Genomic DNA, 26024 nt, shown 5'->3' on the forward strand with positions numbered 1-26024 from the left:
AGATGCCTGTTGGAAAGTTTCCACCACACTTACGTACACAGGATCGTGAAGTGTGACCGAATGTTTTCATTCGGTTGCCACATGGAGCAACTTCACTGACGAGAAACTTGGCTCTTGCCAACTCAATTGGCGGATGCTCTTATTGACCACCAAGACAATCATGGAGAAGCGCCCACTGCGCATCAGCTCCGGAGTAGGGCTCTCCGATCCCGGTTCCTGATGACGTCAGTCACTTATAGAGCCCGGAGACGATGCCATGCGAGGACGCGACAGCGAGTGGGAAACCGTTCATGGTTTGCTCACCAAAACCGGAGACGGCAGGGCCGGCGTCCTTCTGGTCAACGCCGAGACCGGAATGGGAAGAAGCCTTCTTCTCGCGAAGGCGGCGGCGGAGGCGGAGGTTCGCGGCTTCGCGGTGACCGGCAGATCGGTCACCGGCCTCGGCCGGCTCGCCCCGCTCGAACCTCTGGTGTCGGCTTTCCAGGACATCGGGGCCTCCCCGGCCATCGCGTACACCGCCGCCGCCTCCGAAAGGCTTCTTCCGGCGATCGAGGAGTTGCGCGCCCTGCTGACGGAACGTTCCGCCGAGAGGCCCGTGCTGGTCTGGCTGGACGATGTCCACGACGCCGATCCCGCCACGCTTCTCGCCCTGAAGATGCTGCTGGCACAGCTCGCCGCCGCTCCCGTCGGGTGGATCCTCGCAAGGCAGATCACGGCGGAGCGCACGACCGAGGCCGATCTGCTCTTCGAGCAGCTGAGGAACGAGGGTGCACGGTCCATCGAATTGAGGCCGCTCGACCACGAGGCGACCGTTCAGCTCACGCGCGACGTGCTGAGGGCGGAGCCCGACCAGGAGGTGCTGCGGACGGCGGCCCAGACCGGCGGCAACCCGCTGCTCCTGGTGGAACTCCTGGAGGGGCTCCTCGAAGAGGAGGCCATCGTCATCGAAGACGGCCAGGCCAGACTGATCTGGAATGTGGTGCCCATGCGCGTGCGGACGACCGTGCAACGCCGCCTGGACGAGCTGAAGCCCGACACCCGCCGCCTGATCGAGGTCGCGGCGATCCTCGGCCTCTGCTTCTCCGCCGAGGACCTCGCCGAGCTCCTCGACCGGACACCGGTCGAACTGCTGCCGACCATCCAGGAGGCCATGGCCGAGGGCGTGCTCATCGAGACCTCGACCGCCGCGTGCTTCCGCCACGAGATCGTTTGGCAGACGATCGTCCAGATGATCCCGATGACCGTCCGCCAGGCCGTTCATCGCCAGATCGGGGAGTTCCTGCTGGAACGCGGGGAGCTCACCGCCGCCGCCGCGGAGCATCTCATCGCGGGCGCCTCCCGGGGGGACGCGCGCGCCCTGTCCCGGCTCGACCGGGCGGCCGCGCAGGCCCTGCCCTCGTCGCCCAGCACGGCCCTCCACCTGATCGAACGGGCGCTGCAGCTGACCGACCGGCGCGATGCGGACTGGCTCACCCGGACCGCGACGGCGGTCGAGACGCTCACCCTCACCGGAAACCTCGAGAAGGCGGAGAGCATGGTCAACGCGGCGCTCGCGGAGCCGGTGCCCATGCCCACCGGCGCCCGCCTCCGCATCGCCACCGCGACGATCCTCCACCTGCGGGGCAGGGCCGCCGAGGCCCAGGCCCAGGCGGTCGACGCGCTCGCCGCCGCCGATCTGCCGGCCGACATGCGCGAGCAGGCCGAGGTCGCGCTCCTGCTGGCCCTGACCGCCACGCCCGACCAGCGGACCGCGGCACAGCGCGCCTCGGAGATCCTCGGCAAGCCGGAACGAAGCGGTGACGCGACGCTCATCGCGGCCCGGATACTGCTCGCCGTCTCCCACTGGGGGAAGGGGGATCTACAGGAAGCGCTGGGCCTCGCCCGCGAAGCGGTGGGCGAGGCGGTCCTCGGTTCCGTGCAGGCCAGGCGCACCCATCCGCGGCTCGCCCTCGCCTCGATGCTCACCGACGCGCGCCGGCTGGAGGAGGCGCAGGATCTGCTGCGCTCCGCGGAGCAGGAGCGCAGCTCACTCGACCATCATGCCTGGGCGGCCGGGACGAGCGCGTTGCAGGCCCGGATCCACCTGGCCGGCGGACGGCTGCTGGACGCCGCGACCGAGGCCGCGGGCGCGCTTCGCCTCGCCGGGGAGTCCGGGGCCGACCTGTTCGTCCCCACCGCCCTCTCGGTGCTCGCGACCGCGGCCCTTCGCACCGGTGACATGAACGCGGTCGCGGACCAGATGGAGCGTTTCGCAGCGCGCCTCGCCGAGGGGCAGAGCGTCCCGGACACCCTGCGCTGCACCATCGCGCTCGCCCAGTACGAGGAGGCCCGGGCCGCGCCGGGCGGCTCGCCCGCCCTCCTCGCTCGTCTCCGCATGTCGCACGACCAGTGCCGGCGGCTGCTGGTCACCGCGCCGGAAACAGCCGCCTGGCTCGTGCGGGTCCTGGTGGCCAACGGTGCGGGGCCGCAGGCCGACGACGTGGTCGCCATCGTCTCGGACCTCGCCGGCAGGAATCCGCGTTTCGCCTTCCTCACCAGTGCCGCGGCTCATGCGCGGGGGGTGCGCCGCAAGGACGCCGCCCTGCTCGACGAAGCGGCCCGCAGTCCTGACCCGTGGTCGCGGGCCTCGGCTCTGGAGGACTGCGGGGTCGCGCTGGAGGACTCCGGAGCACGCGCCGACGCCGTCCAGCGGTTCGACCAGGCGCTCGAGCTCTACCAGCGTCACGGCGCGGTGCGGGACGCGGCGCGGGTGCGGAGCAGGTTAAGGGAGATCGGGGTACGGCGCCGGCACTGGTCACGGAGGGCACGGCCGGAGACCGGCTGGGCCAGCCTGACCGAGTCCGAGCAGAAGATCGCCGAACTGGCCGCCCAGGGACTGACGAACCGGCAGATCGCCGAGCGGCTGTTCCTCAGCGTCCACACGATCGCGTTCCATCTGCGGCACGTGTTCCGCAAGCTCGAGGTCGGGTCGCGCGTCGAGCTGACCCGCCTCTCGCTCGAACGGGGCCGTCCCGGCTGACGCCGCGCCCGCAGCCGCCGCACGACCTCGCCTCCGCCCTCCCCGCAGGGGCGTTCACAACAGCAGCCGGTTGACCGACCGCCGCCGGGTGTCGACGCGGACCTGGTCGTAATCGCCGGCGCACTCCGCCAGCCACACCGCCCCGCCGAGAAGGCGGGGCTCTGCTTCTCTCACGACATGGCGCAGCACCCTGTCATGGGAGAAGCGGACCTGCGGCGGGCCCTCGGCGCCGACCGCCCCGTACGCGAGCGCCCACCCGGTCCGGCCGCCACGCCCGGTGCCGGCGTTCCCCATGGGCCAGCCGGGCTGCTCCCGCCGCCGATGCCCGCCGATGACCAGCTGGCTCTCCGCGGTGTACTTGAGAACGCTGTAGATCTCCGGGGATCCGCTCGGAGAGAACAGATACAGCATCCACCAGTACTCCCCGCCGGGATAGAGCAGCGCCCTCCAGCCGGACACCGGCAGCTCCTCCTCGGCGATCAGTACCCGCTCCCCCATGACGAACCTCCAGGCCGCTCGTATTCGCTGTCCGTTCAACCCTGGCTTCGGCGCCGCCGCCGGGAGATCCCCGAACCGAGGGGGATTCGTGGCTCTCCCTTCGAGCCGGCGGGTGGTCTTCGGGGCGCGCCCCGTCCGTCACCCGTCACGGGCGATGCGCCGCCGGGAGGCCCGTGGGAGGTTCGGACGGTGCGCAAGGGGCACAGGCTGCGACCGACACGCGCGGAGGCGGATCATGCCGACCGGACCCGTACAGCTCATCGTGCTCGGCTTCGCCCGCGCCGGCTTCCAGGCCGGGATCAACGCGGAGCTCGGGCGCCTTCGGCGCGCGTGCCGTGAGGCCGTCGACGTGCTCGACGCGCTCGCCGTCTTCAAGGAGCCCGGCGGCGGGCTCGAGGTCGAGCATCTGGGCGCGCTGACCCGCGACGAGGCGATCGAGGCCGGCAGCCGGATCGCCGACCTCGTCGGCCTCGCCATCGAAGGGGAGCGGTCCGCCGCCGCCGCGCGCTCCGCCGGTGAGGCGGACATCGGCGATGCGGAGATCCTCGCCGAGGACGCCTGGGACGTCCTGGACGAGATCCCGCCGGGCTCCGCGGCGGCCTTGGTCCTCCTGGAGCACCGGTGGGCGATCCCGCTGCGCGACGCGATCGCCCGGACGGGAGGCCACCACATCAGCGACGGCTTCGTCAGTCCCCTCGACCTCACCGCGATCGGCCTGCACACGGCCGAGGAGGCGGAACGGCTGTACCGGTGGGAGACCGGGGACGCGAGGCGCACCCGGTAGCCGTCCGCACCGGCTACAGCAGGGAGAGCCTGCGCGCGCGCCGCACCGCCTCGGCTCGCCGTGTCACGGAGAGCTTGCGATAGATGCTCTTCAGGTGGGTCTTCACCGTGTTCACCGACAGGTGCAGATCCGCCGCGATCTCCTCGGTCGTCATCATCTGCTCGAGCCTGCGCAGGACGTCGGACTCGCGGCTGCTCAACCGTTCGACCGGAGTCGGCTCGTCCAGGAGGCGAGGCCCTGCCCCCGCCGCCGGGGTGAGGTGCAGGGGTTCCAGAAGGCGCCGGTAGGGCTGTGCCAGTTCACGATCTGCAAGCAGCACCGGCCGCAGCCAGGCGCGCGACATTCCGAAGGGCCGTCTTATCTCCTCGCGAGCCGCCAGCCTGAGGGCGCGGGTGAGCGACCGGCGGCCACGGGAACGGTCCCCTCTTCGGTAGGACAGCCCGGCGTCCAGCATCCAGGCGTCGACGCGCAGCGCCGTCGGGTCATCGGACGACGCGTGCAGCGAGCGGCGCAGAACGGCCGCGGCCGCCGCGTCATCGCCGTCGCTCATCGCGGCCCTGGCGTACGACACGCGCGAGTCGAGATCCGACACCCTTCCCGCCCGTTCCACGGCAAGCCGCGCCGCCTTGCCGTCCCCGAGGGCCGCATGCGCGTCGGCCGCGAGGAGCGTCAGCCTGCGTCTCAGCCATCGCGGACGCGGGGTGACGGGTTCGAGCGCCCGCAGGCCGTCGAGCGCACGGTCCGGGCGCCCCTGAACGAGATCCGCCCAGGCGCCGACCAGGCCGTGGACGAGAGCCAGGAACGGGTCGGGGCACTCGGTGAGCATCGCGCTCACCCGGTGGAGCTCGTTCCTGGCGCAGTCGATGCGCCACTGCTCCACGTGCACCCAGGCGGACGCGAGGGCGGCGGTCCCACCTCCCCCACCCGCGGAGGCGGCAGCCGGCTCCGCGCCCTTCCCGGTCTCGGCCACGAGAGCGGCCGCGGCCCTCGTGTGGCCGAGCAGCGCCTCGGTGAGCGCCAGGTTCTCGCGGAGAGACGAACACGCACGAGCCGTTCCCGAGTCCTCCGCGACGGTCAAGGCCTCACGAAGCAGGCGTGCCGCCTCCCTCAGCTCCCCGTGCCAGAGCCGCTCGGTCCCTTCTCCCCCCGCGGCCAGCGCGCGCAGTTCCGGCCGCTCGTCGAGCACCTCTGCGGGGAGCCGCCGCACCATGGCGGACGCCCCCGCGAGCGGGCTCGTGCGTTCGGCCGGACGCGGTGCGCGCGCGCCGCACAGCTCGATCACCGCCAGACCGGTGCGCTCGGCCTGTGCCTCGTCCTGCGGCGACGCGTTGAGGAGGGCGTTCGCGTAGGTCAGCGCATGGTCGCGGGCCCGGTCGTCCTGCCCGGCCGTGGCCGTCGCGGCCCGGACGATCGCCGGCGCCGGATGCGGGCAGCCGAAGACCGCGTCGTCGGGCATCGCGTCGAACACGCCGGTGAGCGACTCGCGGGAACGCAGCCCCAGCACGTGGCCGACGGCGAACCGCTCCACCACCATCCGCGATGCCCGATGCCATTCACCCGCCTGGGCGGCGTGCTCCACGGCCTCGGTGAGCATGCCCGCCCGCTCGAACCAGGCCGCGGCGCGGCGGTGCAGCTCCGCCACCTCGCCCGGCGCCTCCTGCCCCAGCACGAACCGCATGGCCTGGGCGAACATGGGCAGGTGGCGGTACCAGCCGTCTCCCTCGGGAACGATGAACGCGTTCCGCCGCACCAGTTCGGGGAACAGCTCGCACGGTCCGCCGATCAAGGCGGCGACCAGGTCGGCGTTGAACCTGCGCGTGATGCCCGTGACCAGAAGGACCCCGCGGAGCTGCGGCGGCTCCGACTCGAAGACCTCCTCGGTGAGGTAGTCGACGACGGCCTGGTCGTCTCCCGCGAGGGCCTCCACGAAGTCCTCCGGATTGGTGCGCCGGGCCATCGCCATCGCCGCGAGCCTGATTCCCGCGGGCCAGCCACCGGTCTTCTCCCGAAGCCTCCGCTGCGCGGCGAAGGGAAGCCGCACCGCGTGCTGCGCCAGCACCGCCGCCGTCTCGTGCTCCCCGAACGCGAGTTCCTCGGTCCTTATCTCCGTCAGCTCGCCGGCAAGGCGGTATCGCTGCAGGGGGATCCGAGGGCTGCTCCGCGCCAGGACGACGATGTGCAGCCACGGACCGGCGTGGCGGAGAAGAGCGCTGACCGCTTCGGCGGGCGCGGAGCCGGCCTCCGCCGGGAAGTCGTCCACGACGACCACGATCGCCCGGCCCGACCTCCCGAGATGGTCGCCGATCGCTTCGACCAGTGCTTCGTCGCTCGTCTCCCCGTCCGGGAGCGCGGGGACGTCCACGCCGGCCTGGCCGAGCCGCCCGAGGAGGAGCCGGCAGAACCGCCGAACGCTCACGATCGTCTCGTCGCAGGTGATCCAGCAGATGCACCGGTCGGCACGTCCCGACACCGACGACGCCCAGTCCAGGGCGGCGACCGTCTTCCCCGCGCCGGGCGGACCCGTCACGACCGTCAACCTGCGTCCGGTCCCCCGCCGCAGGCGTTCGGTCACCTCACGGCGCGGAACCACCCAGGCCGGCGGTCTCGGCAAAGAAGCCGTCTTTCCCAAAGGCACTCCGGTCATGGCGCTCACCTCTCTGAACCTCCCTGTCCGCCGTTCCCCGTGGATTCGAAGAGCCCGGAACGGCCCACCGGTGCGGCACTTCAGCACGCCGCACGCGTCCGTTGAAAGGTTCACTCGCTTCCGGTGTGCGCACATCCCCTGACCTGACGGTGTGAGCCCGCGGCCCGACCACCCGTGAAGGGTGATGAAGAAGAGCACCTGGTTTTCGAGGATCCCGGTGAGGCTTTTGATTCCGGAGGTTCACGATGAGCGACCACGACGAAGACACGGGCACGGCCCGCACCTCCTGCTCGGCGAACACGACTTCGCGGGCGGCGCGGCGACGAATCACAGCAGTCCTGGCAGCGACGGCGGCATTCGGTGCCATCGCCGCCGCGATCGGCGGCCGCGACGTCATGGGCACCACCGATGCGGAGGCCGTGCTCATGCCTCCGGTCTGCCCGCCGGCGGCCAGTGCCGCCGCAGCCGGCTACATCGGAGAACAGAAATGCGATGCGTTGACGACTTGGCGACAGCCGGTCCTATGTTCACCGAGGGCGCCGTCCACACCGGCCCCGGCCTATGGCAGGCTTCACGCCGCTCCGCAAGACCCGGAGCAGGAATCAAAACGCGCAGCGCCTTTTCGACACAGCGGACCGCCCGGCCTGCCGGACATCCTGGCCATGTTCCGGCGCCTGCTCATCACGTTCACGGTTCTCGTGCTTCTCCTCTTCGGAACCGCGCTCCTGCTCTCCGCACGCCTTCGCCGCGTCCTGTTGCGGTTCGTCACCGTGATGGCGGTGTCCGCGGTCGTCCTGTCGACGATCGCACGAATGATCCGCGACTTTCTTCTCGGACTCGGACACGTCCCATAAGGGTTCGGGCGACACGCTCAACCACTCGGCGTCTCTTTCAGTCTCTCGACGATGTCGGCCCAGGCGGCCTCGTCCACCTGGACACCGGAGTCGTACGGGCAGGCACGGGCCTCCCATTCACGGACGTCCGCCGTGCGCCGGGTCCACTCGCGCCATGCGGAGAGGCGCCGGAGGCGACGGCGGCAGACCCGGTGCACGAGTTCGCTCAGCAGTACGGGCAGGGTCGCGAGCGCACAAATGATCGTTATGGACATGGTCAGGGTGAGCATGGTCGGACTCCTCTCTGGACCGCTGAGAGCCGGCCGGCGAGGAATGCGGGCGCCTCGGCTCCGCGCGGGCAGCCGAGGCGCCCGCAGCCTCAGTAGCCGGCGCGCTCCGCGGTCCGCTGCCCGTACACGCACAGCGCCCAGACGACCGCCACGTCCAGCGCGATCATCACCAGACCCCACACGGGGTAGTACGGAATGAACAGGAACTGGCTGACGGCGTTGGCCGCGACGCAGACGACGCCGACCGCACGCGCCCACCCCCGCCCGGAGAACACGAAGAAGCCCGCGACGGCGACGAGGGCTCCCAGCACCAGATGGATCCACCCCCAAGTGGTGGTGTCGAGGTCGTACACGTAGTCCCGCGTGACCAGGTAGAAGTGGTCGTGCGCGATGGCCGCCACTCCCTCGAGGGCTTGGAAGGTGCCGATCAGCACCATCATCACGCCGCCGAAGATCGCGAAACCGACGGCCCAGCCGCCGGCCGGCTCCGGTTCTATCGAGGACTCGGTCTCCTGCCGCCGCGCCGTCGTCCGTTCTGACATGTGGCACACCTCCCGGTTGGTAGGGCCAAACAGGAAAAGGCTCGCCTGAGACGAGCCCCGCGCGATTCACCCCATTCGGAGGAGATTCACGATCGGAGCAGGGGAAGGTCTGCCGGCATGAGCGCCGAACCGCCCGAGCTCACCGGCTCGGGCCGCGCCGGCATCGCACCCTCCACCGAGCGAGCCTGAAGCGGACCGTCTTACACCTGAAGGGATTCAGACACCCTTGCCCAAGTGGGCCAGCACCAGCAGCCCAGCGGTGCGCAGGTGTCGGGGCACACCCCGGACCCGGGCGGCCCTCAGGTCGTACACGCTCTCGACACCCACACCAGTTCCCCTTTCGGAACGGCGATGACATGCAGGTTCATACCGTCTCCGGTAATTCCCGTATTACCGTTCCGGTCCCGGCAAACGCGGGAACACGGAAAAGGGGTCTCTCCACATCGGGTGCCGAACGCCTTTTGCGGAGAACCCCTCCTCGCCTGCGCCGGCCGCGGTGCGCGGGCGGTCTCGGTCAGCCGGTGCCGTGCCGGACCGCGGCGACCGCCACGGTGTGGTAGGTCATGGTCACGCTTCCACCCAGGCCGTCGATCGCGGCGCCGACGGTGTCCAGGATCGTGGCGAGCCTGTCGGGCGGGAGCCGGGTGAGATTGCCGTGCGTGGGCAGCTGGTCGAGCCATTCGTCCCGGCTGAAGGTGCGCTCCCAGTCGAACCGCCACTGCTCCGGCTCGCCGAACTCGCCCGCCTGCCGGATCCCGTCGGCGATCTTGTCGAACAGGGCCTGGTAGGCGTCCAGGGCCCGTTTGAGGATGTCCACGTCGACCGGCGAGTCCGGCGCGACCTGCCGGTACGCCGCGCCGAGGGCGTCCGCCACCTCCGGCGGGTACTGGAACACGTGGTGGAACGGTGCGAGCAGGCCGCCGGGCCGCAGCAGGCGCGCCGCCTTGGCCGCCCCGGCGACCGGGTCCACCCAGTGCCACGCGGTGCCCGCGACGACCGCGTCGAAGGTCCGGCCGGCGTCGTCCCACTCCTCGAACGTCGCCACCTCGACCTCGGTCCCGCCGCGCCGCGCGAACTCGGCCATCTTGGCGTCGGGCTCGACGCCGAGGACGGTGCACCCGGCCGCCCGGAACTGCCGGGACGCGATACCGGTACCGCAGCCCACGTCCAGGAGATCGGGGCCGGGGCTTTCGGCCACGATCCGCTCCACCAGCGCGTCGGGATAGGACGGCCGTGTGCGGTCGTAGCGCTCGGCGTCCTCACCGAACGACTCGGCTACCTGCCGATGCCGATGGGGCTCCGGAGTAGAACCGGCGCGGCCTTTTCGGGGAGAAGATGCAGTAGGCACCCGGCCACCATAACGAACGACATCCGGCCGACTCCACGTTTCCCGGCATTGGACGAGCCCGCATATCGACAGATCACCAACGGAGTCTCCCGCTTGTTCGTGTTCAGAAAATCCGTGTCCTGTTCACTCCTCGCTCCCCCTGGGGCGCGCCATGGGTAATTTGCTGAAAATCATCGGATGGCAGGTATCCAAGGGTTGCCTGCGCCGTCCGGGCGTAAGTCCCAGGTATGTGCCTGTCGCATACAGCCGAGGCCGGAAGCGTCTGTGCGGTGGACGCTTCCGGCCTCGGCGCGGAGGAAGGCCAGGACCGGGACCGCCCGTTTCACGGCGGCACGGCCCCGGTCAGCCGGTGGGCAGCGGGGCGCGCAGCGATGACGGGCCGGCCCGCAAGGTGCCGGCCAGTTCTTCGCCGACGGCATGGGCGAAGGCCGCCGGTACCTGGTGCGGCCGGTTCTTCACATGGACGAGGCAGCCTCCGGCGCGGTGCGGCCACACGCCTGTGACCAGGTCGCAGGTGGCCTCCGCGGGCTCCGGCCGGCGGAAGCGCGCCTCGCAGCCCTCCAGCCGCAGGACGGGTTCCGCCTCGTGCAGGCTGAACATGGCCTGGTAGAGCGGGTTGCTCGTGCCGTCGCGCACCGGCTTGACCAGGTCGACCACCTCGCTGAAAGGCACGTCGGCCGCGGCCAGCGCCGCCCCGGCGGCGTTCCGCACCTGCGTGATCAGGTCGTCCGCGTCCTCGGCCAGGCCGGGGCGGAGCCGGATGCACACGGTGTCGATGAGGCAGGTCAGGGCCTGGTCGAGGATCCGGCCGCCGCGCAGTGAGACGGGCGTGCCGACGGCGAAGTCGGGCTGCCCGGTCACGCGGTGCAGCGCGTCGGCGTAGGCGGCGAGGAGCATCGTGAACCGGGTGGTGCCGTGGCCCTGGGCCGCCTTGTCCCATGCGGCCAGCTCGGCGGCGGTGATCTCCCACGTGAGCGCCGGGGAGGCGCCCGCGGGGGTGCCGGGGACGTCGGGCACCGCCAGCCGGGGCAGTCCGCGCAGGGCCGACCGCCAGTACTCCCGCTGGGCCGCCAGATCGGTGTGGCGGAGCCTGCGCCGGTGCTCTCCGGCGATCCGCGCCAGGGTGGGGGGCTGCGGACGGCCGCGTCGCGCCTGGTAGGCGTCCGACAGGTCGGCGCAGAGGAGGTCCTGCGACCACTCGTCGAAGGCGACATGGTGCACGGCGACCTCGAACAGCCTCCGCCCGGTGTCGCGGGCCCGGACGAGGCCCGCGCGCCACACCTCGCCTTCCTCGATGCGCAGCGGGCGGACGAGGGCGGTGTCCAGCGCCCGCCAGGCCCGGTCCTCGTCCGGCTCGTCCGGCAGCACCTGCCAGGCGGGCTCGGGCCGCCCGCCCGCCAACGCCACCGGCGGGTCGTCGATGACGTAGCGCGCGCGCAGTGCTTCGTGCCGGGCGGCCACGTCCCTCAGCGCGTCGGCCAGGGACTGCTCGCGCACCGTCCCGTCCAGCCACCAGGCCAGCCGGCACAGTCCGGAGACCTCGTCCGGGTCGAGCTGCTGTTTGAGCAGGAACCCGATCTGCATGGGCAGCAGGGGCACACGCGCCGGGTCGGGGATGTCCTGGTCCAGGTCGGCACGGGGGCTGTCCAGCCATGCGGCGAGTGCTTTCACCTGCGGGGTGCGGAACAGCTGCGACGTCGGCACCGCCGACCCGAACCGGGATTCCACCCTTGTGCACAACCGCATCGCGTCCAGTGAAGTGCCGCCCAGCGCGAAGAAGGAGACGTCGTGCGGCACCTCGCGTACGCCGAGTACCTCGGCGTACGCCGCGGCCAGTTCGGCGCAGGTGCGGTCGCCGGAGGGGGACGGGTCCGCGGCGGGGGCGGCCGGCCGGGTCGTCCGCAGGAGCTCGGCGTGGTCGAGCTTGCCGGTCGGGGTGAGCGGGACGTGCTGGATCCGGCGCACCTCGTCCGGGACGAGGTAGCCCGGCAGCCGCCGCTCGAGCTCGCCGATCAGCTGGGACGGTTCGAGCCCGTCGCCCGAGCGGTAGAAGAGCACCAGCCGCCGGTAGCTACCCTCCTCGGCCTCGGGGACGGCGGCGCACCAGTGCACGCCGGGGACTCCTTCTGCCGTGCGCTCGATCCCGGCGGGTTCGATCCGGTTCCCCCGGATCTTCACCTGCCGGTCGGCGCGGCCGGCGAAGTGCAGCAGCCCGTTGTCCGACCAGGAGCCGAGGTCGCCCGTGCGGTAGGCCCTGGTGGGAACGCCGCCAAGGAACAGCGTGACGAACCTGCGCGCCGTCTGGGCGGGGTCGCCGAGGTACTCCGTGGCCAGCCCGTCGCCGGTGATGCAGATCTCGCCCTGCTCCCCGACCTGGCAGATCCGTTCTCCGTCGAGCACGTGGACCTGGGTGTTGGCCACCGGGCGGCCGATCGGGATCTGCGCGCCGGCCGCGAGGTCGCCGGGCGTGATGGGGTGGGTGGTGGCGAAGATGGTGCTCTCGACGGGGCCGTAGGCGTTGGTGAGGCGGACGCCGGGGTGGCGGTCGAGGAAGCGCCGCACGTGCGGCACCGACAGGCGCTCCCCGCCGGTCATGACGTGCCGTACCCCGTCGAACGCGCCCGGGTCCTCGTCCACGTACAGGTTGAACAGCGACGCGGTCAGCCACACGGTGTTGACGCCGTGGTCGGCGACCATCTCGCGGAGCCGTCCCGGCAGCAGGTGCTCGCCGTGGACGAGGACCGACGTCCCGCCGTTCATCAGCGTGCTCCACAGCTCCAGGTTGAAGGCGTCCCACGGCATCGGCGCGGCCTGCGGCATCACGGTCCGCTCGTCGAAGTCGGCGAAGTCGCACTCGTGGAACAGCCGGACGGTGCCGCGGTGCGGGGACACCACGCCCTTGGGCGTGCCGGTGGTGCCCGAGGTGAAGAAGACCGAGCACGGCGCGTCACCGGGCACGGCCACCGGGTCGTGCGGCCGCGCGGCGGCGGCGACCGCGGCGAGGCCGGTCCGCGGGACGGGCCAGGCCGGCACCGGCCAGGAGCCGCCGGTGTCGTCGGCGACCAGGACCGAACCGCACTGCCGCGCGATGGCGGCGAGGCGGCCGGCGGGCCACCTGGCGTCCAGGGCGCCGTACGCCGCGCCCCGCTTGAGGACGGCCAGCAGCACCGCGACCAGCCGCGCCGACCGGGCCATCACGACCGGGACCAGCGATCCCGGGCCGACGCCCATCTCGCTGAGGACCACGGCGTACTCGTCGGACGCGGCGTCGAGCTCCCCGTAGGTCACCCGGTCCGCGCCGTCGACCAGCGCGACGGCCTCCGGCCGCCGCGCCGCCTGCCCCCGCACGAGCTCGTGGATCAGCTCCGCGCGGGGATAGGGCCGCGTCGTGGCGTTCCATCGTGGGTCGGGCCTCATGTCAGACCCCTTCCTGTCGCAGTGTGCCGAGGAGCGCGCCGAGGCGCGCGGCGAGCGCGGTGACGGCCGGCGGGCGCATCACCGAGTGGTGGTCCCCGGGGACCAGGTCGATCGTGAGCCGCGGGCCGGCGAGCGCCGGCCAGCCGAATCCGGCGTCCTGCCCGTCGTCGAGCTCGCGCACCGGCCGGTAGAGGACGACCGGGTGGTCCGGCGCGTCTCCCGGGGTGAAGTCCCTCAGGTAGGCGTTCACGGCCTGGATGTTGTGCTTGTAGACCCGCAGCAGGTGGCCGAGCTGCTCCTGTCCCGCGTCGGGGGGCAGCACGCCCTGGTCGCGGGCGAGGTCGAACAGGTGCCGAAGCTGCTGGTCGGAGGTGAGGCCGTCCAGGTCCGGGTGGAGGTCCTGGAAGCCGAAGTGCCACGCGAAGCGCCTGAACAGGGCGGTGTCGCCCGCCGCGGGTTCTTCGGAGGGGGCCGCGGCCAGGGCGGCGGCGGCGGTGAGCGGGCTCTCGGTGTCGATGACCACCAGCAGCGCGACGCGCTTCCCCTGGGTCCTGAGCACGCGGGCCATCTCGTAGGCGATGATGCCGCCCAGGCACCATCCCCCGATCACGTACGGCCCCTCGGGCTGGACCCGCCGCATGCGCTCGACGTAGCGGCGGGCCATCTCCGTTATCGACGGCAGCGGCTCGCGGACGCCGTCCAGCCCGAGCGACTGCATCGCGTAGAACGGCTGCTCAGGACCGAGCGCGGCGGCCAGGCCCTGGTATCCCAGGGTCGTCCCGCCGCCGGCGTGCACGCAGAAGAACGGCCGCCGGGAGCCGCCCGGCCGGATCGGCACCATGATCTCGTCCGGGCCGTCCGGGGTGTGGCCGTCCTCCCGCAGGAAGGCCGCCATCGACTCGACGGTGCCGGCGGGGAACAGCGCCGCGAGGGGCAGGGCGCGCCCCGTCGCCTTGCGGATCTGGGCGATGAGCCGGACCGCGAGCAGGGAGTTGCCGCCGACGTCGAAGAAGTTGTCCGTCACGCCCAGCGGGCCCGGGGGCAGTGTGTCCTTCCAGATGGCGAGCAGGCGCTCCTCCTCGGCGTCGCGGGGGGCGACCACGGTCCGCGCGGGCCCCGCCGGCGCCGCGCGCCCGAGCAGGGCCGCGCGGTCGACCTTGCCGTTCGCGGTGAGCGGCAGCGCGCTCACCGCCTCCACCGCCGCGGGGACCATGTGGTCGGGCAGGCGGGCGCGCAGGAACTCGCGGAGGCCGACGTCCGCGCCGGCCACGCGCGGGACGAGGTAGGCGGCCAGGTACCGGTCCCCGGCGTCGTCCTCGCGGGCCAGGACGACCGCGTCGCGGACGCCGGGATGCGCCCGGACCACCGCCTCCACCTCGCCCGGCTCCACCCGGTAGCCCCGGATCTTGACCTGGTCGTCGACCCGGCCGAGGAACTCGTGCGCGCCGCCGGGCAGCCGCCGGACCAGGTCCCCGGTCCGGTACACGCGCGCGCCGGGGGCGCCGCCGGGGTCGGTCAGGAACCGCTCCGCGGTCAGGTCGGGGCGGTTCAGGTACCCGCGCGCCACCTGGGGCCCGCCCAGGTACGCCTCACCCGGCACCCAGTCCGGGACGGGGTTGCCGCGGGGGTCGGCCACGAGCAGCCGGCTCTCGCCGATGGGCCGTCCGATGGGGACCGTCCGGCACCGCTGGTCGACCCCGTGCGCCGAGACGTCGTGCGTGCTCACGCCCACGGTCGCCTCGGTCGGGCCGTAGTGGTTGATCACCGTGCAGGAGGGGGCGAGCGCGGCGATGCGCTCGGCCAGCTCCCGCTGGAGGGGCTCGCCGCCGAGCACGACCGCCACCCGGGGCAGCAGGTCGCCCGGCCGGGCCGCGGCGTCCAGGAGGGCCCGCAGATGGGACGGGACGATCTTCATGCGGTCGATCGCGGAGTCCCGCAGGTAGGCGGCCAGCGCGTCGGGCGAGCGGGCGAGGTCGGCGCCGATCACGTGGAGGGTCCCGCCGCCGCAGAGCGCGTGGAACATCGCGGTGTTGCCGAGGTCGGCGCCCATCGAGGAGACCATGGCGAAAGCGCCCGCCACGGGCGCGCCCAGGACCTCGGTCACCCCGGCCACGTAGTGCGCGAGCTGGCCGTGCTCGACGACCACGCCCTTCGGGCGCCCGGTGGTCCCCGAGGTGTAGATCACGTAGGCGGGGCGGTGCGGGGGCGTCTCGGGCAGCGGCCGTCCGGGCGCGGCCCGCTCCCCGCGCAGCGGGTCCAGGCGGACGCGGGCCGGCCCGGGCGGGAGCAGACCGGCCAGGCGGTCCTGGACCAGGACCGAGCGCGCGCCGGTGTCGTCCAGCAGGAAGGCGAGACGCTCGGCCGGCGTGGCCGGGTCGATCGGCACGTAGGCGGCCCCGGCCATGAGGACGCCGAGGACGGCGGCGACGGCGTCGACGCCCCGGTCGGCCAGGAGCGGCACGAGATCGCCGGGCCGGACGCCCGCGTCGGCGAGCCGCGCGGCGACGCGCCGGGCGTGGCCGCGCAGCTCCGCGTAGGTGAGGCGGTCGTCCTCGTGCACCACCGCCGTGGCGTGCGGGGTGGCGGCCGCGCACCGCTCGAACAGCTCGTGCACCAGCGGCGGGGCACCGGCGGTGCCCGCGCCGGGCCCGGCGGTATGCCCGGAGCAGGGCCGGTAACGCGGCCGGCGGGTGTCCGCGTCGATCAGCCGCAGGTCGCCCACGGCCGTCTCGGGCTCCGCGCTCGCGTGGCCGATCAGGGCGCCGAGGCTCGTCGCGAGCCGGACGACGTCGTCACGGTGGTAGCGCCGCGGGCAGTGCGCCAGGGTGAGCCCGGCCGAGCCGGGAAACTCGACGCAGCGCAGTTCCAGCGGGTGCCGGCGGGCCCCGAGGTCCAGCGAGCCGATGGAGGCGGTGACGCCGCCGCCTTCCGGCAGCGCCGGGACGGCCACGTGCGCGAACGCGACCGTGTCGGCGGCCGGGCGGTCCCCGCCGGAGGAGAGCAGCTCCGCCCGCAGCCCGGCCTCCAGCCGCGCGACCTGCTGCGCCGCCTCGCCGATCGGCATGGTGCCGGAGAGTTCCAGCCGCATGGGCAGGTCCCTGCGGAACGGCCCGATCATGTCGTGCAGCCCGTCGTGGCCGGAGCCGTCCACGGCGACGGTCAGGGTCGTGGCCTGCTGCCGGGTGTAGCGGTGGAGCGTCGCCGCCCAGCAGGCCGTGAGCAGGGTGCGGGGCGGGACCGACAGCCGCTCGGCGGCCCGCCGGAGCAGCTCCCATCCGGCCGGCGTCAGCGGCACGTCGACGGGCTCCTCGGCCTCGTCGCCGGGGTCGGCGGCGGCCGCCGCGGCGGCCGGGATCTCGAAGGGCATCCGAAGCGCGCCGGCCACCGCGGACGGGTCCGCGGTCTCCTCGGCGACGCCGATCTCGTTCATCCATTCCGCCAGGTCCGCGTACTGCGGCCGGTGCGGCTCGTCAGCGGGCGGCGGCCCGGAGCGGTACAGATCCATCAGCTCGCCGACGAGATTGGCCATGCCGGTGCCGTCGGCGCACAGCACCGGCAGCCGCAGCAGGAGCGTGTACCGCCCGGGCGAGCGCCGGCACAGCACCACGCGGAGCTGGCTCGGGCCCGTCAGGTCGGCCGGGCCCCGCTCCCACGGCGCGCGCCCAGCGGGGCCGGCCTCCTCGATCGGCACGTCCGCGGTCGCGTTGACCACCTGGACGGGCACCGCGAGACCCGGTACCGGCCGGAAGGCCGTCCGCAGGATCTCGTGCCGCCGCACCAGCGCGGAGACCGCGCCGCGCAGCGCCTCCCGGTCGAGGTCGCCGTCGATGTCGACCGCGCAGGTGAGCGCGGGCACCGGCCGGCCGGTGGCCTCGTGCGACCGCCATGCGTGCCGTTGCTGGGGCGACAGCGGGAAGCCTTCGAGCGCGGTCGTCGTCTGGGATTCCGCCGACGTGGTCATTGGTCGTCCTCCTGGTCCGAAATCGTCTGCCGGGGGTCGGTCATCGCGACGAGCACCTTCCGCGGCCCCTGGTAGGGCTGCCTGCCGTGGGACATCAGGACGTTGTCGATCAGCAGGACCTCGCCCGCGCTCCACGGCTCGGCCACGGTCTCGGCCTCGAACGCCCGCCTGATCTCCTCGAGGGCCGAATCCTCGATCCGCGTCCCGTCGCCGTACTGCGCGTTGCGCGGCAGGTCCTCCTCGCCGGAGGCGGCCAGCAGCGAGTCGCGGACCTCCGCGGGCAGGCTCGAGGGGTGGAACAGGTGGGCCTGGTTGAACCAGGCGGCCTCACCGGTCACCGGGTGCCGCACCACCGCCGGGCAGACCTGCCACGTGCGCAGCCGGTCGCCGGACCACGCGAACTCGAGCCCGAGGTCGCGGCAGGCGCGCTCGGCCTCCGCGCGGTCTCCGGTCTCGAACGCCTGCTGCCAGGACAGGTCGAGCCCGCCGCCGTAGTTGCGCACGTAGCGCACCCCCCGCTCGGTGAACCGCCGCCGCAGGGCCGGATCGATCCGGCGCAGCACGCGGCGGCTGTCGGCCAGCGGGGTGGCGCCGCCCGAGGCGGCCGGGAGCCGGCAGAAGAACCACAGCTTCATCGGCCAGCGGCGCGCGTAGGCCATCTCGTTGTGCTGGGGGATGGTCTGGTCCGCCGGGTACTCGGTGGAGGTGTAGACGCCGCCCTTCTCCCGGTGGCGGGGGGTCGAGCCGTACACGTAGTCCAGGAGCCCGTCGCCGCCGAGGCTGCGCGAGACCTGCTCGAACCCGGCCGCGTCCGTGACGCCGAACCGCTGGAAGCGGACCGCGCCCCGGTCGTGCAGCAGGCGCTCCACCTGCCGGCGGTGGTTCCGCAGCCAGTCGGCCAGGTCCACCTCGGCGGTCCGGGGCCGGACGACGGCCGCCGCCCCCGCCGGGGCGTCGATGGTCACCAGCTCCGGGGCGGAGAGGTCGATCCCGCGGCGCCTGGGCGTGCCCGGGAGCGTCCCGGGGAACGTGAACTGGTCGGTCGGTCCGGTGGTCATGGGGTATCTCCAAGAGTTGTGATCGACTGTGCTTTCAGCCGCGCGAGCGGCGAGACCAGGACGAGCAGGACCGGGGTGGCCAGGCCGATGCCGGCCGCCAGCACGGTCGTGCGCAGGCCCGCCTCCTCGGCGAGCGCGCCCCCGGCGAGCGCTCCGGCGGGCATCGTGCCGAACACCAGGAAGCGCATCGTGGCGTTGACCCGCCCGAGGAGCCGGTCGGGGGTGGTGAGCTGCCGCAGCGTGACCACCGCGACGTCGAAGACCGGGACGCCGAAGACCGTGAGCATCACGGCCGCGACGGCCCACAGGACCCGCAGCGGGTACGGGCCGGTCACGGCGGCGAGCAGCAGGGCCCCGGCCGCGGTGGCCGACAGTCCGACGGCGAGCGTCGGCCCGAGGCCGATCCGCCGGAAGAGCCTGGTGGCGACGGCGGCGCCGAGGACCCCGCCCAGGCTGCCGAGGCCGAGGACCAGCCCGATGAGGGCCGGGCGCAGCCCGAGGCCGGTGAGGACGTACAGCACCAGGATCGCGAGCAGGGCGCTGCCGAAGAGGTTGGCCAGCGCGGCCACGAACACGTTCCACCGCAGCAGGGGGTGCCGCAGGACGAACCGCAGCCCCTCCCTGATCTCGGTGCGGAACGATCCGCGCCCGGCGCGGTCGTCCCCGCGCGTCTCCCGCGTCCCGATACGGGCCAGCAGGACGGCCGAGGCCAGGAAGGACACCACGTCGACGATGATCGCCAGCGGTGCCGTCACGGCCTGGACCACGACGCCGCCGAGGCCGGGCCCGACGGCCTCCGCGCCCGCCCGGCTCATCTCCAGCCTGCTGTTGCCGTCGACCAGCCGCTCCGGCGCGACGAGGCTCGGCAGGAGCGACGGCGCCGCGACCTCGAACAGTACGGTCATCGTCCCCGCGACGAGCGCGACGGCGTAGACCTGGCCGAGGGTGAGCACGCCGAGCACCGACGCCGCCGGGATCCAGGCCAGGGCCGCCGCGCGGACCAGGTCCGCCCCGATCAGCAGCGGCCGGCGCCGGGACCGGTCGGCCCAGGCGCCGGCCGGGAGGCCGAACAGCAGCCACGGCAGCCGGCCGAGGGCGGCGAGCACCCCCACCTGGAACGGCCCGGCGCCGAGCGTCATGACGGCCAGCAGCGGCAGCGCGATGAGGCTGACCTGGCTTCCGATCAGGGACACGGTCTGCCCCGCCCAGAGGAACCGGAAATCGGCGTTCCGCAGGACGCCGGGGGCCGGTTCGCCGGCCCTGGCGATCACGGCCCGCATCACGCGGACCGGACGATCGGCGGGACCGGTACCCGGCCTACCGCCCTGATCGGGTGCCGTGCCCCGGTGCCGTCGCCCGGGTGGCTCGCTTCCGCCGTCTCCATCGACCCGCCTTCCGTTCGCATCGCCGGCCGCCTTGTCCGGGCGGCTCACTGAAGAAGGCGGTCCACGCCGTTCCATCCCGCGCCGCGCCGTTCCATCCCGTGCCACTCGCCGCGTCGTGCCTGCCCGTCACGGCGATGGCGGCGTGTGCGGGGGGCGCTCGGGGAAGGGGTAGGCCATGAAGCCGATGGAGAAATCAGAGCGGCGTCCTGCGGACGGCGGATGGCGGACCTACGCGGCGACGGCCACGGCCGTGACGGCGACCGCGGCCATCGGGTCCAAGGCCGTCAAGACCAACACGGCCTGGTACCAGTCGCTGTCCAAACCGCCGTGGCAGCCACCGTCCTGGGCTTTCGGGCTGGTGTGGACGCCTTTGTACGCCTCGCTCGCGTGGGCGGGCGGACGGGCCCTGCTGCGGGCCGGGGGTCACCGCCGGGCGCTGGCCACCAGCCTGGGGATCAACCTGCTGGCGAACGCCGCCTGGAACCAGTTGTTCTTCGGCCGGCGCAGCACGAAGGCCGGCCTGGTGGGGACGTTACTGCTCGACCTGAGCAACGCCGACCTGATCCGCCGCACGGCCGCCGTCGACGCCACGGCGGCAGGCGCGCTCGTCCCGTACGCGGCATGGTGCGGGTTCGCGACCGCCCTGAACGCCAGCATCGCCCAGCGCAACCGTTAGAGCGCCGTCGCCGTCCTGTTCCTTCCAGATCGGCGCCTTGGGCAGGCACTCGTCCAGGAAGTGGGTAGGGAGGGATTGCCGGACCGGAAACGCCGATCCGCCGACGATCCGGGGCAGCCCTGAAGGGGACCGTGCCGCCATCAAGGAGGAGCGCGAGAAGATGACCCGAGTCCTGTTCGTCGTGACGGCGGCCGAGCACTGGACGCTCAACGACGGGTCCAAGCACCCGACGGGTTATTGGGGTGAGGAACTGGCCATGCCCCACAAGGCGTTCACCGAGGCCGGGTGGGAGATCGCGATCGCCACCCCGGGCGGGAGGCGGCCGCGGCTGGACGAGATCAGCATGGGCCGCACCGCGGGGCTTCCGGGAACCATCCGCGAGGTCGCCGACTACCTCTCCTCGATCCAGGACGCGCTGGACAGTCCGGCCCCACTGAGCGAGATGGATCCGGACGACTTCGACCTGGTCTTCTATCCGGGCGGGCACGGCCCCATGGAGGATCTGGCCTACGACGAGGTCTCAGGCGCGCTCCTCACCAAGCGGCTCGCCTCCGGCAGGCCGCTGGCGCTGCTGTGCCACGGACCGGCCGCACTGCTGGCGGCCAAGGGCAAGGACGGTTCGTGGCCGTTCGCCGGGTACCGGGTGACCGCGCTGTCCAACATCGAGGAGAAGCTCAACAGCTTCGGCCGCAAGGCGCCCTGGTTCCTGGAGGACCGGCTGCGCGAGTACGGCGCGGACTACGCCAAGGGCAAGATCCCGCTCCTGCCGCACATCGAGGTCGACCGCAGCCTGTACACCGGCCAGAACCCCGGCTCGGCCAAGCAGCTCGCCAAGCGCCTGGTGGCCGACCTGGCTTGAGATACCCCTCATGTTGACGCCGTATACTTCATGCGTAATATATGCAGTGTAAACATTGAGTCCGTCCACGGGGGGCAGAGACATGCGCGCGATCACGATCAAGGAGCCGGGCGGCCCGGAGGTGCTGGAGTGGACCGAGGTCGAGGACCCCGCGCCCCAGGCCGGCGAGGTGATCGTCGACGTGGCGGCCAGCGCGCTGAACGGCGCGGACGTCGCGCAGCGCCTCGGCTTCTACCCGGTGCCCGAGGGGGCATCGCCGTATCCGGGCCTGGAGGCATCGGGCCGGATCAGCGCGGTCGGCGAGGGGGTGACCGGCTGGCAGGTCGGCGACGAGGTGTGCGCGCTGCTGTCCGGCGGCGGGTACGCGCAGAAGGTCGCCGTCCCAGCGGGGCAGCTGCTCACCGTCCCGCGCGGGGTGAGCCTGGTGGAGGCGGCGGCGCTGCCCGAGGCGGCGGCGACGGTCTGGTCGAACGTCGTCATGACCGGGCATCTGGCCGAGGGCGAGACGTTCCTGATGCACGGCGGCGCCGGGGGCGTGGGCACGATGGCGATCCAGGTCGCCAAGGCGCTGGGCGCCCGGGTCGTCACCACGGTCAGCGGCGCCAAGACCGCCGACGCCCGGGAGCTGGGCGCCGATGTCACGATCGACTACAAGACCGAGGACTTCGCCGAGCACGGCCCCTATGACGTGATCCTGGACGTCATCGGCGGCGACTACCTCGAACGCAACGTCCGCTCCCTCGCCCTGGAGGGGCGCCTGGTCGTCATCGGCATGCAAAAGGGCTTCGAGGGCAAGCTCAACCTCGCCGAGCTGGTGTTCCAGCGCAAGTCGGTGTTCGGCACCACCCTGCGCTCGCGGCCCGCGGACCAGAAGGCCGCCATCGTCGCCGCCGTCCAGCGCCACGTCTGGCCCATGATCGAGTCCGGCGCGGTCCGCCCGGTGATCGACCGGACGGTGCCGATGTCCCAGGCCGCCGAGGCCCACCGGCTCATGGCCGCCGGCGGGCACATCGGCAAGATCCTGCTGGTCGACGACTGACCTGCGGTCACCGCTCCCGCTCCGCCTATCATGTGTGCGGCGCCCACTTCGTTCGGTTCGAACGGGCAGGATGCGGAGCGTGACATGGCCACACCGACCTCTACCTACCATCACGGCGATCTGCGTGCCGCGTGCCTCAGCGCTGCGCTGGAGCTGCTGGAGGAGGACGGCACCACCGGCCTGTCGCTGCGGGCGGTGGCGCGGCGGGCCGGCGTGTCGGCGATGGCCCCCTACCGCCACTACCCCAACCGCGACGCGCTCGTCTCCGCCGTGGCCGCCGAGGGGTACCGGCGGCTCGCCCAGGCCCTGGCCGCCGCGCATCCGGCGCCCGCGTCCCCCGATGACCTCGCCGAGGTCGCCATCGCCTACGTCCGGTTCGCCATCGAGCACCCGGCGCTGTTCCGGGTGATGTTCGCCGAGCCCTGCGACCCGGACGACGAGGGGCGCGTCGCCGCGATCGCCGTCATCTCGGACTACGTCCAGGGCATCGTGCGGGACGTGTTCCCCGACGCCGATCCCGAACCGCTGGCGGACGCCGTGTGGGCCTTCGTCCACGGCCTGGCCTTCCTCTACCTCGACGGCAAGTTCGACACCTCCTCCCCCGAGCAGGTCGACGGCCGCGTCCGCGCCGCCGTCCACGCGATCCTCGCCGCCACCCCGGCCTGACCCGCTCACCCCTCCCGCCCGCGACCTACGGCACATCCCCTGATGTTTACGGCGCCTACATCGTCGACTAATGTATGCGTCGCATACATTAGTCGACGCAAAAGTGAGGGAACCGGATGACCAGCGAAGTGTTCGCGCCGTTGTCCCTGCGCTCCGGGCAGGTGCTGGGCAACCGGATCGCGAAGGCGGCCATGGAGGAGAACATGGCCGGCGACGGCCAGCTGCCCGGCCGGCGGCTGGTGGAGCTGTACCGCCGCTGGTCCGCCGGCGGCACCGGGCTGCTGATCACCGGCAACGTCATGGTCCACGCCGCGGCGCTCACCGGCCCGGCCGGCGTCGTGCTCGATGGCGCCGCGCCGCTGGAGCCGTTCGCCGCGTGGGCCGAGGCCGCCAAGTCCGGCGGCGCGGCGGTGTGGATGCAGATCAGCCACCCCGGGCGGCAGATCCAGGCCGGCATGCCGGGCGTGGTGTGGGGGCCGTCCGCCGTGGGCGTCGACCTCGGCCGGCACAGCGGCCGTTTCGGCCGTCCCGTCGCCATGACCCCTGAGCAGATCGCGGCCACCGTGGACCGGTTCGCGGTCACCGCCCGGCGCGCCGAACAGGCGGGGTTCGACGGTGTGGAGATCCACGCCGCGCACGGCTACCTGCTGTCGCAGTTCCTGTCCCCGCTGGTCAACCGGCGCACCGACGCGTGGGGCGGGCCGCTGGAGAACCGGGCCCGGCTGCTGCTCGACGTCGTGCGGGCCGTCCGGGCGGCCGTCGCGCCGTCCTTCGCGGTCGCGGTGAAGCTCAACTCCGCCGACTTCCAGCGCGGCGGGTTCGACGCCGACGACGCGCGGCAGGTGATCGCGATGCTCGAACCGCTCGGCGTCGACCTGGTCGAGCTGTCGGGCGGCAGCTATGAGAGCCCGGCGATGACCGGCCGTCCCGCCGACGCGCGCACCCAGGCCCGCGAGGCCTACTTCCTGGACCTGGCCAGGGAGCTGGTCGGGACCAGCCCGCTGCCGCTGATGCTCACCGGCGGCATCACCCGGCGCGACACCGCCGAGCGGGTCCTGGACAGCGGGGTGGCGCTCGTCGGGATCGGCACCGCCCTCGCCGTCACCCCGGACCTGCCGGACCGCTGGCGGCACGGCCGGGAGGCCGGCCGGGAGATGCGGCCGGTGACCTGGTCCGACAAGGCCCTCGCCTCGGCCGCCGGCATGGCGCAGGTCCGCCACCAGCTGCGCCGCATCGCCCGCGGAAGCGCCCCCCGGCCCGGCGTCCGCCCGGCGTACGCCCTGCTCGCCGAGCTGATGCTGCAGCGGCGGGCGCTGCGCCGCTACCGCGCCTGGCTGTCCGCCACGGCGAGCGGGACCGCGTGAAACGGCCGGTGCCCCGGCGTCCCTCCTGGGCGTCGGGGCACCGGGGCGGGTCTCAGCGGACGCCGGCCTTCTTCATCGCCATGAGCGCGGCGGTCAGGAAGACCGACCAGCTCTGGGGCGAGACGCGCGCCGGCGGGTCGAATCCCCGGACGCGCTGGTGGGCGACGGTCTGGGGCTCGGTGTACTTGAGGATCCCGTCGGCGCCGTGGCGCCGGCCGAGCCCCGAGTCGCCCATGCCGCCCATCGGCGCGTCGATGCTCGCCCACGCGGCGGCGAAGGCCTCGTTGACGTTGACGGTGCCGGCGTGCAGGCGGGCGGCGACGGCCCGGCCGCGGGCCCCGTCGCGGGTCCAGACGCTGGCGTTGAGGCCGTACGGGCCGGCGTTGGCCCGGCCGACCGCGTCGTCGACGTCACGGAAGGGGTAGATCGACACGACGGGGCCGAAGGTCTCGCTGTCGTACAACGTCATGCCGGGGGTGACGCCGGCGAGGATGGTCGGCTCGTAGAACAGCGGACCGAGATCCGGGCGCGCCCTGCCGCCGGCGAGGACGGTGGCGCCCTTGGCGACGGCGTCGCCGACGTGCGCGGTGACGGTGGCGAGCTGGGACGGGGTGGTGAGGCTCCCGACGTCGGGGCCGTAGTCGTAGGAGGCGCCCAGCCGGAGCTTCTCCGCGCGGGCGACGAACGCGGCGACGAACCGGTCGTGGACGGCCTCGGCCACGTACAGGCGCTCGATGGAGACGCAGAGCTGGCCGGCCGAGGGGAAGCACGCGGCGACGGCGCCGTCCGCGGCGCGCTCCACGTCGGCGTCGTCCAGGACGAGCATGGCGTTCTTGCCGCCGAGTTCCAGGGAGGCGCCGATGAGGCGGCTGCCCGCGTCGCGCGCGATCCGGCGCCCGCTGGCGGTGGAGCCGGTGAACATCATGTAGTCGGCGCCCGCCATCAGCGCTCCCCCGATGGAGGAGGCCTGGCCGACCACCATCTGCCACACGTCGGCGGGCAGACCGGCCTCGCGCATCAGGCCGAGCGCCCACAGCGCCGTGAGCGCGGTCTGGGTGTCAGGCTTCTGGACGACGGCGTTGCCGGCCATGAGCGCTGGGATCGCGTCGCCCGCGGCCATGCTCAGGGGGTAGTTCCGCGGTGAGATGACGGTGACGACGCCCTTGGGGTGGCGCAGTTCGGTGGTATGGGTCAGCACCGGGATCGCGCCGCGGCGCCGCTGGGGCTTCAGGAGCCTGGCGGCGTTGCGCGCGTAGTACCGGGCGGTGATCGCGATGTCGGACACCTCAAGGAACGCGTCGCGGCGGGTCTTGCCGCTCTCGGCCTGCATCAGGTCCAGCGCCTCGTCCTGGCGGGCGAGGACCAGGTCGTGGAAGCGCAGCATGATCTGCTTGCGCTCGCGCAGGGGCGTGGCGGCCCAGGCGACCTGCGCGGCGCGGGCGCGCGCGAACGCGTTCTCGACGTCGGCGGGCGCCGAGACCGGCAGGTCGGCCAGCGAGGCGCCGGTGTAGGGGGCGCTGGTGGTGACCCGGGCGGCGCCCGGCGCGGCCGTGACCCGCCGGCTCAGCCGCTCGATCAGGGCCGGGGTCAGCGACGCGGGCAGGTCGAAGTCGTGGGAGGTGGGCATGGCGGGGCTCCTGC

General features: G+C 73.0%; 18 protein-coding genes. 8 read left to right on the forward strand and 10 right to left on the reverse strand.

Annotated features, from left to right (window positions below; all coding sequences use genetic code 11):
• Positions 1-256 precede the first annotated feature (256 nt).
• Positions 257-3019, forward strand: coding sequence for a LuxR family transcriptional regulator (locus ACRB68_RS00690; RefSeq protein ID WP_153530392.1), 2763 nt, complete (start codon positions 257-259; stop codon positions 3017-3019).
• Positions 3020-3073: 54 nt separating this feature from the next.
• On the opposite strand, the gene ACRB68_RS00695 is transcribed toward ACRB68_RS00690, so the two are convergent.
• Positions 3074-3517: a hypothetical protein gene (locus tag ACRB68_RS00695; RefSeq protein ID WP_153530393.1), complete on the reverse strand. Its 444-nt coding sequence runs from the start codon at positions 3515-3517 to the stop codon at positions 3074-3076.
• 235 nt (positions 3518-3752) lie between these two features.
• On the opposite strand from ACRB68_RS00695, the gene ACRB68_RS00700 reads away from it, so the two are divergent.
• Entirely contained in the window at positions 3753-4301 is a 549-nt protein-coding gene (locus ACRB68_RS00700) for a hypothetical protein (RefSeq protein WP_153530394.1), read from the forward strand.
• A 13-nt stretch (positions 4302-4314) separates the two neighbouring features.
• Here ACRB68_RS00700 and ACRB68_RS42320 read toward each other — a convergent pair whose 3' ends face one another.
• Positions 4315-7080, reverse strand: a complete 2766-nt coding sequence (locus ACRB68_RS42320) for a LuxR C-terminal-related transcriptional regulator (RefSeq protein ID WP_328594056.1) — start codon at positions 7078-7080, stop codon at positions 4315-4317.
• A 110-nt stretch (positions 7081-7190) separates the two neighbouring features.
• On the opposite strand from ACRB68_RS42320, the gene ACRB68_RS00710 reads away from it, so the two are divergent.
• On the forward strand, positions 7191-7799 hold the full coding sequence (locus tag ACRB68_RS00710; RefSeq protein ID WP_153530396.1) for a hypothetical protein: 609 nt from the start codon (positions 7191-7193) through the stop codon (positions 7797-7799).
• A gap of 17 nt (positions 7800-7816) precedes the next feature.
• On the opposite strand, the gene ACRB68_RS00715 is transcribed toward ACRB68_RS00710, so the two are convergent.
• From ACRB68_RS00715 to ACRB68_RS00745, 7 genes are all read right to left on the reverse strand, one after another.
• Positions 7817-8068, reverse strand: coding sequence for a hypothetical protein (locus tag ACRB68_RS00715; protein WP_153530397.1), 252 nt, complete (start codon positions 8066-8068; stop codon positions 7817-7819).
• An 89-nt stretch (positions 8069-8157) separates the two neighbouring features.
• The gene (locus ACRB68_RS00720) at positions 8158-8610 is read right to left on the reverse strand and encodes a DUF7144 family membrane protein (RefSeq protein WP_153530398.1); all 453 of its coding nucleotides are present in this window, start codon (positions 8608-8610) and stop codon (positions 8158-8160) included.
• A 514-nt stretch (positions 8611-9124) separates the two neighbouring features.
• Positions 9125-9958, reverse strand: coding sequence for a class I SAM-dependent methyltransferase (locus ACRB68_RS00725; protein WP_328593564.1), 834 nt, complete (start codon positions 9956-9958; stop codon positions 9125-9127).
• Between the two features lie 342 nt (positions 9959-10300).
• Positions 10301-13375 carry a non-ribosomal peptide synthetase gene (locus tag ACRB68_RS00730; RefSeq protein WP_153530400.1) on the reverse strand — a complete coding sequence of 1025 codons (3075 nt, stop codon included), beginning with the start codon at positions 13373-13375 and terminating at the stop codon, positions 10301-10303.
• 1 nt (position 13376) lies between these two features.
• A complete protein-coding gene (locus ACRB68_RS00735; RefSeq protein ID WP_153530401.1) occupies positions 13377-17336 on the reverse strand; it encodes a non-ribosomal peptide synthetase in 3960 nt (1319 codons plus the stop codon).
• Positions 17333-18394 (reverse strand): TauD/TfdA family dioxygenase, encoded by a 1062-nt coding sequence (locus tag ACRB68_RS00740; protein ID WP_153530402.1) that lies wholly within the window; start codon positions 18392-18394, stop codon positions 17333-17335. Before ACRB68_RS00740 ends, ACRB68_RS00735 begins: the two co-directional genes overlap by 4 nt.
• Positions 18391-19674 (reverse strand): MFS transporter, encoded by a 1284-nt coding sequence (locus ACRB68_RS00745; RefSeq protein WP_194293167.1) that lies wholly within the window; start codon positions 19672-19674, stop codon positions 18391-18393. The genes ACRB68_RS00740 and ACRB68_RS00745 overlap by 4 nt, the downstream gene beginning before the upstream one ends.
• Before the next feature lie 280 nt (positions 19675-19954).
• Between ACRB68_RS00745 and ACRB68_RS00750 the strand changes: the two genes are divergently transcribed.
• The 5 genes from ACRB68_RS00750 to ACRB68_RS00770 all read left to right on the forward strand — a co-directional run bounded on the left by ACRB68_RS00750 (position 19955) and on the right by ACRB68_RS00770 (position 24383).
• A complete protein-coding gene (locus ACRB68_RS00750) occupies positions 19955-20455 on the forward strand; it encodes a TspO/MBR family protein (RefSeq protein ID WP_207709544.1) in 501 nt (166 codons plus the stop codon).
• A 160-nt stretch (positions 20456-20615) separates the two neighbouring features.
• Positions 20616-21314 carry a type 1 glutamine amidotransferase domain-containing protein gene (locus ACRB68_RS00755; protein WP_153530404.1) on the forward strand — a complete coding sequence of 233 codons (699 nt, stop codon included), beginning with the start codon at positions 20616-20618 and terminating at the stop codon, positions 21312-21314.
• Positions 21315-21396: 82 nt separating this feature from the next.
• Positions 21397-22353, forward strand: coding sequence for an NAD(P)H-quinone oxidoreductase (locus ACRB68_RS00760; protein WP_153530405.1), 957 nt, complete (start codon positions 21397-21399; stop codon positions 22351-22353).
• Positions 22354-22437: 84 nt separating this feature from the next.
• A complete protein-coding gene (locus ACRB68_RS00765) occupies positions 22438-23019 on the forward strand; it encodes a TetR/AcrR family transcriptional regulator (RefSeq protein WP_153530406.1) in 582 nt (193 codons plus the stop codon).
• Between the two features lie 116 nt (positions 23020-23135).
• Positions 23136-24383: an NADH:flavin oxidoreductase/NADH oxidase family protein gene (locus tag ACRB68_RS00770; RefSeq protein ID WP_153530407.1), complete on the forward strand. Its 1248-nt coding sequence runs from the start codon at positions 23136-23138 to the stop codon at positions 24381-24383.
• A 52-nt stretch (positions 24384-24435) separates the two neighbouring features.
• Here the strand turns inward: ACRB68_RS00770 and ACRB68_RS00775 are convergent, their stop codons facing one another.
• Positions 24436-26010, reverse strand: coding sequence for a succinic semialdehyde dehydrogenase (locus tag ACRB68_RS00775; protein ID WP_153530408.1), 1575 nt, complete (start codon positions 26008-26010; stop codon positions 24436-24438).
• Between the last annotated feature and the right edge of the window lie 14 nt (positions 26011-26024).

The sequence above is a fragment of the Actinomadura macrotermitis genome, from assembly GCF_009604375.1.
GTDB classification, from domain to species: Bacteria; Actinomycetota; Actinomycetes; order Streptosporangiales; family Streptosporangiaceae; genus Spirillospora; species Spirillospora macrotermitis.